Below are 12,199 nucleotides of genomic sequence, written 5' to 3'. Positions count from 1 at the left end.
GAATTGGAATTGTCAGGGGCGTTGGCATACGGTGCGCTATTACAATATCAGAACTGGATCCGGTATCTGGCCGTCAGCCCCAACATGGCATCAATGCCATCAAGTAGACCGTCACTGGGGCTCGTTGTGGTCAAATCACGTGAAACCGAGCCATGCAGACCGATCCAGATATCTTCGAGCGGCATGTAGGACAGTGAGCCAGCAAGTCCGGCATCGTTGGTCAGGCCTGTGCCGGTAAAACCGAACCGTGGACGTGCACGATGTTGCATACCGAATGCATCGGTCTGATAAACACCGAAATTGCCCGGCGTCGCGGCATCAAGATCAACGAACGGTCCGACGGTAAAACCGACATCAGGAGACGGTGAATAGCCAAACCCGATTTGCGCATTCATGCCGTGATCAGAACGCGGCGTGCCACCAAATTCAAGCCAGTACTGTGCCGGATTGTGGGGATCTGTTGCATCGGGACCAAGCGTCAGGCCATAGCGTGCCGACGGGGTAAAGCTGCGATCAAAGCCGGTTGGGTTTGAGGATGAAATACCGCCGGGGCCAAATGCGCTGCCACCCGGGATCAACGTGACGCCGGTTTGCGATGTTGGTTCAGTTTGAAGCGACTGGGCAAAAGCCGAGGGGTTCTGAACCAGACCCGCATGCAGCAAAGCCGTCAGAAATATCCATATCCGGTGTCTTTTTGCCCAATTTGGCCAATGCAGCTTTTTCATGTCGCCTGTGCCCACAGGTGATCAAACAACCACAGCAATCGAGGCAACAGCCAGACTGCGTCCTTTGCCGGACGCTTGAATGGTTTGATTTTGTTGGTCCCAACCAACAACCGTTGAACCCTTGCTGCGTTCTTGGCGCGTAGCAAACTTTATCGGGTTCTTGACGGACGGGGTTTTCAGGCGTGACTTGATCCTGCGATTTGCCGGGCGTTGGCCGGTCAGGATGTGCTCGTGCTCAGAAAGTCCCGAATTGCGTCGATTTGCGCTTTATCATTTAAGTGGGGTGCGTGCCCGCAGTTCGCCACTGCAAAAACCGGCATTTGTGGTTTTTTCTGTTTCATTTTATCGACGATGGACTTTGGAATAAGATCGGACTGTTCGCCGCTGATCAGCATGACCGGGCAGGGCAGGGCTTCAAATTCGGCCCAAGCATCAAAGTTATCAATATGTTCGGCGAAGACCCGCATCACTTGCGGGTCGTAGTGCATCATGAAATTGCCATTGGGCAGGCGACGTACGGAACGTGATGCCAAAAAGGCCCATGTCGCATCATCGGCCACGCCGAAGGATGCATAAACCAGACGAACAAGCTGTTCGACCTCGTCGATGGTTTCAAATTCCGGGGACGCCCCAACGTAAGATTTGATCCGCGCAACCGCAGCGGGATCAAGTTCGGGGCCAATGTCGTTAAGCACCAGCCGTTCGATGCGTCCGGCAACTTCGGTTGTGGCATAAAGACCAATCAGGCCGCCCATAGATGTGCCGATCCAGTCGCAGGTATCGATATTGAAATGATCGAGCAGTTCAAACATCTGCGCGACATAGAACGGCACGGTGTATTCCGTGTCCGGATCGCTGGCCCAACCGGAAAATCCCCGCCCGATCATTGATGGGCAAAGAACATAGTATTTGTCGGTGAAATGCGGCGCGACATGATCAAAATCATCGGCCAGCCGGGCAAGCCCGTGCATCATCAGAAGCGGCCGGTTGGCCGGATTCCCCCACGCCCTGACATGGACTTCATAGCCACAGCATTTGACGAAATGTTCGCGAAAATCGGCCATGGGGTGCTCCTTGTCAGGGATGTGTTGTTCGGATCGTCAGGCGGACTTCTTGCGGGCGATCATGAACAGGCGATTGAACGGAAACAGGGTACGTCCGTCATCGCGTGACGGATAGACCTGATTAAGCCGTTCCTTGTATTTCGCAGTGAATTTCGCGCGCGCTTCATCATCGGGCAGGGCATCCATGACGGGACGCAGGATGGTTGAACTGGTCCAGTTATAGACCGCGTCTGGCCCGGTCAGCACGTGACAATATTGCGTCTGCCAAAGGTCGACTTCATCACATGCGGGTGTCAGCACATCGAAATAATCACCCGGGCGCATGATGCGGGCCGCATGCATCGCGGTTGCCACTTCCTTGCGCCAGTCCATCCCCGCTTCGCCGATCAACTGGTGGCTGGGTGCCAGGAAATTGTTGGGCACCTGAATGGCGATAATGCCGCCGGGGCGAAGATGTTCAAGAAGGCGCGGAAACAGCTTTGAGTGATCCGGTACCCAGTGCAGGGCCGCATTGGAAAACAGCAGATCAACGGGCGCGTCCGGTTGCCAGTCGGCGATGTCGGCCTTTTGCCAGGTGATGTTTTCACCCCGCTTGCGCGCGGTTTCAAGCATCTCGTCTGACGAATCAACACCTGTGATACGTGGTCCGTCAGGATCGCTTGAACCATATGCATCGGCAAGTATCGCTGTTACCGAACCCGGGCCACAGCCGAGGTCGACAATATGACGCGGAGAAAACCCGCTTGCCGGTTTGGGCAAACGTGAAATCAGATCGATGGCCGGTCGCAGGCGTTCATTGCCAAACAAACCGTAACGGGCGGGATCCCAGTGTGTATTGCTCATGGGGAAAGTCTTATCGCGTTTCGGATGTCATTTGAAGCATCGAGGAGAGGTGCCGACAAAAACAAGCGCCCCAGACCAGAGGTTGGGGCGCAGAAATCCGATGACACATCAAACGCAGAGATCAGTGATCGGACGCTTCAAGCTGGTCATAATGGCCCTTGATCAGATGGAACATGAACAGCACGGCACCAATGAACATCGCAAGCCCGACGAAGTAGGAATAACCGTCCTGCGAACCTGACGCGTAAAACAGGCCGAAAAGACCGACCACGATGGTCAGAACACCAAAGATCAACCGATCCATACCCATGTTGGAACTCCTCTAAGCCGAATGTTTGTTATTCAAATTTATCGAAAACTGTACTGCGATCAAACCGCAAACATCGTCTTATGCCTGACCCTTTTCGCGAATTCTTTGCGGTATATCATGAAACTCGGCGGCAATTTGTAAATAAACCGGCCTTTTGAACGGCACGATAAGGTCCGGCAGGGTCGCCAGATCGTTCCAGCGCCAGCTGTCAAATTCCGGATCCGGGACATCAATGTTGATGTGTTTGTCCTTGCCGGTAAAGCGCATGGCGAACCATTTCTGTTTCTGGCCGCGATACTTGCCCTTGAAGGCCTTGCCGATCAGGTGTTCGGGCAGGTCATAGGTCAGCCAGTTCGGTGTTTCGGAAATGATTTCGGCCTTGTCGGTGCCGATTTCTTCCTTGAGTTCGCGCATGGCGGCCTCAATCGGCGTTTCGCCGTCATCAATGCCGCCTTGCGGCAGTTGCCAGGCGCCTTCAAACCCGAAACGGTTCCCCATCCAGACCAATCCGTCTGCATTAAACAGGGCAATACCGACGCATGGCCGATAAGGAAGATCATCTGCCGTGACTTTGTCTGCGTTCGGGGTGTCGGACTTCTTTGCCATGACTGCTCCTGACTGACAGAGCCGGGGTACCGGCATCTGTCATTAGTTCTCGATTGTGTTGGCGGGTTCGTCGGGCTCCGCCGGATCGGCAGGTTCCGAAAGTGCTTCTTCCTGCTCAGCCTGTTCGGCCATGACCTCACGTTCGCGTTCTTCGGCTTCAAGACGGGCGGCCTCCGCCTCGTCGGCAGATTGCGGCGTGACCTGCTGGCCGGATACGGCACTAACCGGGACCAGAACAACGCCCTGACGTTTCAGGCGGAAGGCCCAGTTGCGCAGTCGCTGGATCGTCACCGGATAGGATTGCGCAATCCCGACGGCAACGCCATTGCGTTTGGCGATTTCGACCAGTTCGGCCAGTCGCCTGTCGATGTGGCGGCGGCTTGGCGTGTCATCAATGATGACATTGCTGATCGCATTCGGTGTTCCGTCGTTTGCTGCCAATTGCGCGCCATAGCTGGCGACACCGCTTCCGGTACCTTCGACATACATCAGACCAGTACGCGAAATGAATTCGATCACCGGGCGAATGGCGCTGTCCAAGCTTCCGAATTTCGATCCCTGACGGCTGACCAGACCGGCATAGCCTGGGAAGCGTGCCAGCAACCATTCCAGACGGACAAGGTTTTCACCCTCTGAGAGGGATGTCAAAAGTGCGCGCGGCCCGGGGTCTGATAGCGGGAAGTCTGCCGGTTCCATCGGAAGTTCAAGGAAGACCTCGTGGCCCATGGCGCGTGCTTCGCGGGCAACCGTTTGCAAATCGCGGGCATAGGGCGAAATCGCCAGTGAAATGTTCAGGGGCAGATCATTGATGGCCGCGTCGGTGCGCTCTTCGTTCAGGCCAACACCGGTCAGCATGACGGCGACAACCGGGGTCCCTTCGGGCAGTTCGAACGGGCGTTTGTAGGCTTCAAACGGTGTGGTGCCATCATCGCCGATGCGCGGGATGCGGCCAAAACTGCCTTCCTCGTCAAGACCGGGCAGCGGCGCCGGGCGCAAGGGATCGGGTTCGATCGGTTCGTCAAACGATCCTTCTTCCTCGATCAGGGCGGCGAGTTCTTCTGGTGTCGGGGCGCCATCACCGGTGCCATCGGTTGCCCCCGGTGTTCCGATCAGGTCGGAAACGCCATCAAGGTTGCCGGCAATGTCTTCGGCCGACGGGCCTTGGCCATTTGCGCCATTGGCAGCCTCCATCGCGGCGCGGTCGCGATCCTGAATGTCCTTAACACCGCGCGCGATTTCTTCTTGCAGTTCGCGTTCGGTGCCCGGAACCGTGATCGTGGCTTCCGGTCCGCCAGCATGAAACAGCCGCCAGCCGGTTTCCGGATCAAGCACCGGGATCATCGCGACCGCTGTTGCGCAAAATGGCGACAGGAACAGGGTAATGATCAGCAGTTTCGAAAGCCAACTGCGCCGTGATTTCGGCCGCTTCGGCATTCGTTTGAACTGTACTTCGATCGGCAGTTCATTAAAGGGCAGGTCATCGAGATTGACGTTGTCTTCATCGTCGTCGGCGTCAGTCATCCCGTCGCCAAGGTCGTCGGCCAAATCACTGGCCATGTCCTCGTCGATGTCACCGTTCTTTTTCTTTCGGAACGGCAAGGAATTTAGGATTTTCCTGAACACGCGCAACTAGTCTCTCACGATGCCGGGTCCAACCTTACCCATTCGGACGCGGGCCAAACAGCGAAATACCCCGGATCATGTCAAGCGCACGCGACAGCTGATAATCATCAATCGCCAGCTGTTCGGCCTCGTCACGGCGGGAATTTGCATCCTGTTCCGCATCTGTGATGCCTTCGTCCTCGTTGCGAAGGGCGCCACTAAGCGATGCTTCGGAGCGACGGGTATCTGCCTCGATGCTTTCGACGCGTGCCTGCGGAACGATGATGTCCGGCACAATGCCGACTTCCTGAATGGATTTGCCTGACGGCGTGTAATAGCGCGCCGTGGTCAGACGAAGTGCCACGTTTCCGGGCATCGGAAGGATGGTCTGGACCGACCCCTTGCCAAAGCTGCGCGTGCCCATAATGACCGCACGGCGATGATCCTGAAGGGCGCCTGCGACAATTTCGGATGCCGAGGCAGAGCCATCATTGATCAGAACCACAATCGGCAAACCTTCGCTGAGGTCACCGCTGCGTGCGTTGTACCGTTCGGTGTTTTCGGTATCACGCGGACGGGTCGATACGATTTCACCCTTATCAAGGAAGGCATCGGAAACCGAGATCGCCTGATCAAGTAGGCCGCCCGGATTGTTGCGCAGGTCAATCACCAGGCCCTTGATTTCAGGGCCGATTTCTTCGCGCATGTCGGCAATAGCGCGCTGCAGGCCGCTGGCGGTCTGTTCGTTGAATTTGGTGATACGGATATAGCCGATATCGTCTTTCGGTTCGGCGCGGACCGACTGGATTTTGATCACTGCACGGGTCAAGGTGACATCGAACGGTGCCTGTTCACCCTTGCGAATGATGGTCAGGACGATGTCGGTGTTGACTTTGCCACGCATCATCTCAACCGCGTCATTCAGCGTCATGCCGCGAATGGCGGTGCCATCGATATGCGTAATGAAGTCGCCCGGCTGGAGGCCAGCCTTTTCGGCGGGCGTGTCATAGATCGGTGCGATGACTTTGACAAAGCCGTCTTCCATCGTGACTTCGATGCCAAGACCACCGAATTCGCCGCGGGTATCGACCTGCATTTCCTCGAAATTATCCATATTCAAATATGAGGAGTGCGGATCAAGCGATGTCAGCATGCCGTTGATGGCCGCTTCGATCAGTTTTTTGTCATCGACGTCTTCGACATATTTGCTTTTGACCTGTTCGAACACATCGCCAAACAGGTTGAGCAGCCGATAGGTCTCAGCCGAGGAGGTTGAAGATTGCGCCAAAACTGGCGACGCAAGGCCGATAGTCATGCCGGTCGCGAGTGCGAGTACTGCCAATCGTGAGGTTTTCATCCACTTACCTTGCCGTTTTTCGAGGCCAGCCATGGAAGCGGATTGATTGCTTCCCCGTTCTGGCGCATCTCCAGATATAGTTTTGGCGAAGTTTCACCCATAATACCAACAGGTTCGCCCGCCAATAGATATTGTCCTACCACACTGTCCAGCCGATCAAAACCGGCGATAAGGCTATGGTATCCTTCGCCGTGTTCGATAATCAAGAGCCGGCCATACCCGCGGAACGGGCCAGCAAAGACAACTTTGCCGTCAAAAGGCGAGACAACCTGCGCATTTGCGCGTGTGCTGATCTCAATTCCCTTGGACCTGTTTACGGTCAAACCATCCGGGCCGCGTGATTTTTCACCAAAAAGTGTAACCACTTTACCGCTGGCGGGCATACGCAGGTTGCCTTGTGCCAGTGTGATCGAACTGCCAACAGCGAATTCTTCGTCACTTGTGCCGGTGCGACCGGTCTTGCCCGCATCAGATTTGCTTTCGGGCGGCGGTGGCGGTGTGTTTTTGGCAATTGTTGTCGCACCAAGCGTGTCTGCATCCGGTTCGGTACGTGTCGCAACACGAACTTCCGGACGCGCGCGCGGGCGTGGCAGCCCTTCGGCACGATTTTCCAGATTGCGCAAAAGTTCGCCCAGTGATTTGGCTTCATCGGCAAGCACACTTACGGCCTTGGCGGCTTCCTCGGCTTCGGCCTCTGTCTGGGCGCGCAGGCGGCGCTTTTCATCCAGAAGGGCGGCAAGGGACGCGCGTTCTTGCTGCAATTCCTGGGTGGCTGCGGCCAATTCGCTGCGGCGATTGCGAATATCTTCGCGCAGCGTGGCAATCTCGCCCAGTTCCTTGCGCAGATCGCGGGCGTGCTGTTCGACACCGGGCAGGGCGGCCTTAAGCAACACTGCCGAACGCAACGTATCCTGCGGCGATGTCGGCAGGGCAATGACCGCTTCGGGCGGGGTGGTCGACAGGCGCTGCAGGGCCATCAGGATACGGGCATATTGCCCGGCCTTGTCTTCAAGGCTGGTGGCCGCGACCTTTTCACGTGCTTCAAGCGTTTCGAGCTGATCTTCCAGTTCGGTCAGCGTCGTTTCAAGGCGCTGGGTGCGTCTGGCGACAGATATCGCCTCGGACTGAAGGGCTTGTTCCTCGGTCCAGAGTTCCCGTGATTTGCGTGACAGGAACTCTTCCTGTTTTTGCTGTTCGGAAAGCTGGTTTTCAAGTTGATCAAGTTGCTGATCAACCTTTTGCAGCGATTGGGCAAAAGAAGGCGCAGCCCCGCCTGCAGCAAAAACCGCAAAAGCGATCAGCGCAGGCAGGGCGATCTCATAAGCTAACTTAGCTCGCAAGAAGCGCGTCATTCTGTTTCAGGCCCTTAAGCAAGGGTTTACCGGTCATCTCGGCCGGTTGCGGCACGCCAAGCAATTGCAGCAAGGTCGGTGCGACATCGGCCAAACGACCATCTTCCAATGTTACCCCTTCCGGACCGTTAACAAGGATGGTCGGAACGAGATTAAGTGTATGTGCCGTGTGCGGTTCACCGGTTTCCGGATCGACCATCACTTCGCAGTTGCCGTGATCGGCGGTGACAAAGGCAACGCCACCGACAGATTTGATCGCGTCGATCACCTTGCCAAGGCAGGTATCAACCGCCTCGGCGGCCTTCATCGCGGCTTCAAGGATACCGCTATGGCCGACCATGTCCGGGTTGGCAAAGTTCAGGATGATGGTGTCGTATTTTTCCGACTTGATGGCAGCGACCAGTTTTTCGGTCACTTCCGGTGCCGACATTTCCGGCTGAAGGTCATAGGTCGCGACTTTGGGGGAGGCGACCAGAATGCGGTCCTCACCCTCGAATACCTGTTCTTCGCCGCCGTTAAAGAAGAACGACACATGCGGGTATTTTTCGGTCTCGGCGATGCGAAGCTGCTTCATGCCGGCCTTGGAAACCACTTCGCCAAAGATATTTGGCAGGGTCTGCGGCGGATAGATCGCATCCATGTATTTCGCATGTTCGGACGAATATTCGACCATCCCGGCTTGAACTGCGAACTTGACCGGCGTGCCGCGATCAAAGCCGTCAAATTCCGGTGCGCAAAGGGCTGCAAGGATTTCACGTGCGCGATCCGCCCGGAAATTGGTCATCAGAAGGCCGTCGCCATCCTTTATGCCGTCATAATCGCCAATCACGGTCGGCAGAACGAATTCATCGGTGGTGCCGGCTTCATAGGCGTTGGCAATCGCGGCCTCCGCACTGTCAGCACTGCGACCATCGGCGTAATTTTTGCCCTGAACCATGGTGAAATAGGCCTGGCTTACACGTTCCCAGCGATTGTCGCGGTCCATGGCGTAATAACGGCCGGTGACGGTGGCGATTTCAACATCGGCATCACCGATCAGGGCGCGGAATTTCTCAAGGAACTTGGCGGCACTTTTCGGTGCGGTATCACGGCCATCAAGATAGGCGTGAATTTTTACCGGCACACCGGCACCTGCAATGATCTTGGCCAGGGCCGCCATGTGGGCCTGATGGGAATGCACACCACCGTCGGACAGAAGGCCCGCGATATGGCAAACGCCCTTGGAATCGGACAGTTTGGCGATGATCTTTTTGACGGTGTCGGTATCGGCGATGGTGCCGGTTTTTACGGCCTCGTCAATTTTGGGCAGTTCCTGCATGACCACACGGCCAGCACCCAGGTTCATGTGACCGACTTCCGAGTTGCCCATCTGACCTTCGGGCAGGCCAACATCCAGACCGCAGGCCTTGAGGAACCCGGTCGGATTGTTGGCATAAAGGTCATCCCAGACAGGCGTGTTGGCAAGGGCGACAGCGTTGTCCTTGCTTTCTTCGCGATAACCCCAGCCGTCCAGAATGCACAGCACCACAGGGCGCGGGCGCTTTACGGAATTCGATACAGTCACGTTCATAAACCCCACAGATAAAGGAAAAGGCTGAATGTCCCGTAAATATGGTGACTTACGGGCTCTTTCGCCATCAATCCCGCCATGCGGACAGGGTGGGTCAGTCTTCGCGCACGACAGGTACATCAACTACCCGGGCAATTTAGCACGATTACCGTTGCTTAACAGCATCTGCCGCAGAAAATTTTGCAGATGCAAACCAGTTCTTTTGACAGTGTCTAAAGACGCAGATAGTGTTCAATCTGACGGTGAACCTCTGAGGTGGCAGAAATGTTATCTCGCACCGTGACGGGAGAGTTCGGATATCACGCGATTTGCATGATGTGCGGCGCCGAAGGAGCAATGCCTCATAAACACTCTCAGGCAGATGGACCGTCACGGAAGAGGCTCTGGAGAGAGAAACCAAAAAGCGCCTGGGAGAAAGCGCTGGTCAGGTTTCCACCGAAGGATGAACGCCTCAAGCCGATCTTGATCGGGCAGGGCGGATAATCTCAGGTCAAGGGACAGAGGGGGCAAAAACACCGGTTCGTAAACAGCGCGAAAACAAGCGCGTTATTGAGCCGTGAAGGAGGCCCTTGATGACAAATCCCGCGACCGATCCCGCTTCGGGATCGCAAAAGAAATCCCAACATGACGTCAACCTTTCGGTTGTCGACCTTTACACGATTGGTATTGGGCCATCGAGTTCGCATACAGTTGGCCCGATGCGTGCGGGATATCGTTTCTGCCTTGAGCTTGAGGCGCGCAATCTTTTGCAAAAGACCGGCAGCGTCGTGGTTGATCTTTACGGATCGCTTGCCCTGACCGGCAAGGGTCACGCAACCGATACCGCGGTGATCATGGGCCTGAATGGCAAGCGCCCGCGCAATATCGATCCTGATGATATCTCGCCGACTGTGAAGGCGATTTATGAAACCAGCCAGTTGCAGCTTTATGGGCAGTATCCGGTTGCATTTAACCGCGATACCAACCTGGTGTTTCATTTCACCGAAACCCTGCCGCAGCATCCCAATGGCATGCGCATTACCGCCTTTGACCACGATGGCGTGAAAATCCATACCCAGGAATATTTCTCGGTCGGGGGTGGCTTTATCGTATCCAGTGACGATCACGGTGCGGAATATTCCGGCGATAACATCACCTTGCCATTTCCGTTCTCGTCCGCCGATGAACTGATGGAAATCTGCAAGCGCGAAGGCCGCTCCATCGCGGAAATCATGATGGAGAACGAACAAAGCTGGCGCAGCGCCGATGAAACCATCGCCTTTGTTGATCGCGTTCATGACGCGATGATGAGCTGCATTGACCGTGGCATCCGCACTGACGGTATCTTGCCCGGTGGCCTGAATGTCAAACGTCGGGCATCGAACCTTTATAAGGAACTGACCGAAAAGCCCGAAGCTGGCCTGCGTGATCCGCTGACGGTGATTGACTGGGTCAATCTTTATGCCCTTGCCGTAAACGAAGAAAATGCCGCAGGCGGTCGGGTTGTGACCGCACCAACCAACGGGGCGGCCGGCGTTATTCCCGCCGTTCTGCGCTATTACGAAAAGTTCGGTGCCAACGCCAATCAGCACAAAATTCGTGAATTCCTTTTAACTGCGGCGGCCATCGGGTCGATCTATAAAAAGCGCGCCTCAATCTCCGCGGCCGAAGTTGGCTGTCAGGGCGAGGTCGGTGTTGCCTGTTCAATGGCGGCTGGCGCGTTGTGTGCCGTGCTGGGCGGAACGCCCGAACAGGTCGAAAACGCCGCCGAGATCGGGATGGAACATAACCTTGGCCTGACCTGCGATCCGATTGGCGGTCTGGTGCAGGTGCCCTGTATCGAACGCAACACCATGGGTGCGGTCAAGGCGATCAACGCAGCACGTCTGGCATTGCGCGGTGACGGACAGCATACCGTGTCGCTTGATAAGGTGATCGAGACCATGCGCCAGACGGGACTCGACATGCAAAGCAAGTACAAGGAAACCAGTCAGGGCGGTCTTGCGGTCAATGTCAACGTAGTCGAGTGCTGATCCCAACTCTTAAGAATAGGGCGGAAAACCGGGCTTTTTGACATCTGCAATATAAATTAGGCGGTTTTCTGCTTTTGTTTATTGCGACTTGAGGTTGGTGTTTTGCTATGATTTGCCGACTAAAAATAGGGGCAAAGACCCCAATATCGGTTGGACATAGACATGAGCAAAAAACTGTTCCGCATTTACATCGCGGTCAGTCTGGATGGCTTCATTGCGCGTGCTAATGGTGCGGTGGACTGGTTGGGGGAATATGACCCGGCCGAGTTCGGCTTTGATGACTTTTTGGACTCCGTTGGTACGCTGATCATCGGTCGAAACACCTTTGATCAGGTGATGGAATTTGGCGACTGGCCCTATGAGGCCCGCCGCACAATCGTTCTGACTTCACGCGAACTGCCCAAAGATCGGCCTGCCAATACTGAGGCCTATGGCGGCAGTATCATCGAACTGGTCGATCAATTGCGCGACCGGCGGTCGGCGGATGGTGACATCTGGGTCGTCGGCGGGGGCAGTGTGGTCACACAGTTCCTGTTTGGTGGCTTTGCCGATCAGCTTGATATCTTTACGATCCCGGAAGTGCTGGGCTCTGGCATTTCATTGTTCGGGCGTGATGCCGGGGGGATCAAACCCCGTCTTCTGGCGTCCGAGCGATACAATTCCGGTGTTGTGCGCAGCCAGTACGGTTTGGCCTAAACCCGAAAACAAACAAAGCCCGCATCTGGTGAACCGGATGCGGGCTTTGTCGTTCTATGCCA

11 protein-coding genes and 1 riboswitch are annotated in these 12,199 nt (G+C 55.8%); of the genes, 2 read left to right on the top strand and 9 right to left on the bottom strand.

All coding sequences use genetic code 11. The annotated features are described in order from the left end of the window. Positions 1-47: 47 nt before the first annotated feature. The 9 genes from TH4_RS11205 to gpmI form a co-directional block, all read right to left on the bottom strand. Positions 48-662, bottom strand: coding sequence for a hypothetical protein (locus TH4_RS11205; protein ID WP_157097741.1), 615 nt, complete (start codon positions 660-662; stop codon positions 48-50). Positions 663-943: 281 nt separating this feature from the next. Continuing rightward, positions 944-1,789, bottom strand: a complete 846-nt coding sequence (locus TH4_RS11200) for an alpha/beta fold hydrolase (protein WP_064781169.1) — start codon at positions 1,787-1,789, stop codon at positions 944-946. A 36-nt stretch (positions 1,790-1,825) separates the two neighbouring features. Continuing rightward, complete coding sequence (locus TH4_RS11195; protein ID WP_064781168.1) at positions 1,826-2,632, bottom strand: methyltransferase domain-containing protein; 807 nt, start codon at positions 2,630-2,632, stop codon at positions 1,826-1,828. Between the two features lie 121 nt (positions 2,633-2,753). After that, entirely contained in the window at positions 2,754-2,942 is a 189-nt protein-coding gene (locus tag TH4_RS11190; RefSeq protein ID WP_008889835.1) for a hypothetical protein, read from the bottom strand. A gap of 78 nt (positions 2,943-3,020) precedes the next feature. Next, the gene (locus TH4_RS11185) at positions 3,021-3,548 is read right to left on the bottom strand and encodes an RNA pyrophosphohydrolase (protein ID WP_008889836.1); all 528 of its coding nucleotides are present in this window, start codon (positions 3,546-3,548) and stop codon (positions 3,021-3,023) included. A 42-nt stretch (positions 3,549-3,590) separates the two neighbouring features. Next, positions 3,591-5,147 (bottom strand): divergent polysaccharide deacetylase family protein, encoded by a 1,557-nt coding sequence (locus tag TH4_RS11180; RefSeq protein ID WP_064781167.1) that lies wholly within the window; start codon positions 5,145-5,147, stop codon positions 3,591-3,593. Between the two features lie 58 nt (positions 5,148-5,205). Then, entirely contained in the window at positions 5,206-6,507 is a 1,302-nt protein-coding gene (locus TH4_RS11175) for a S41 family peptidase (protein ID WP_064781166.1), read from the bottom strand. After that, positions 6,504-7,859, bottom strand: coding sequence for a murein hydrolase activator EnvC family protein (locus tag TH4_RS11170; protein WP_064781165.1), 1,356 nt, complete (start codon positions 7,857-7,859; stop codon positions 6,504-6,506). The genes TH4_RS11175 and TH4_RS11170 overlap by 4 nt, the downstream gene beginning before the upstream one ends. Then, a complete protein-coding gene (gene gpmI / locus TH4_RS11165) occupies positions 7,837-9,429 on the bottom strand; it encodes a 2,3-bisphosphoglycerate-independent phosphoglycerate mutase (RefSeq protein ID WP_064781164.1) in 1,593 nt (530 codons plus the stop codon). The genes TH4_RS11170 and gpmI overlap by 23 nt, the downstream gene beginning before the upstream one ends. Positions 9,430-9,702: 273 nt before the next feature. Then, a riboswitch (glycine riboswitch) is annotated at positions 9,703-9,808 on the top strand. 193 nt (positions 9,809-10,001) lie between these two features. On the opposite strand from gpmI, the gene TH4_RS11160 reads away from it, so the two are divergent. Both TH4_RS11160 and TH4_RS11155 read left to right on the top strand, forming a co-directional pair. Next, a complete protein-coding gene (locus TH4_RS11160) occupies positions 10,002-11,441 on the top strand; it encodes an L-serine ammonia-lyase (protein WP_064781163.1) in 1,440 nt (479 codons plus the stop codon). 162 nt (positions 11,442-11,603) lie between these two features. Further along, entirely contained in the window at positions 11,604-12,137 is a 534-nt protein-coding gene (locus tag TH4_RS11155) for a dihydrofolate reductase family protein (protein WP_063089168.1), read from the top strand. The last annotated feature ends 62 nt before the right edge of the window (positions 12,138-12,199 follow it).

It is taken from the genome of Thalassospira tepidiphila MCCC 1A03514 (genome assembly GCF_001662875.1).
Lineage (GTDB): Bacteria > Pseudomonadota > Alphaproteobacteria > Rhodospirillales > Thalassospiraceae > Thalassospira > Thalassospira tepidiphila.
Note: the sequence above shows the minus strand (reverse complement) of the source record. Positions and strands in the feature narration are given on the sequence as shown.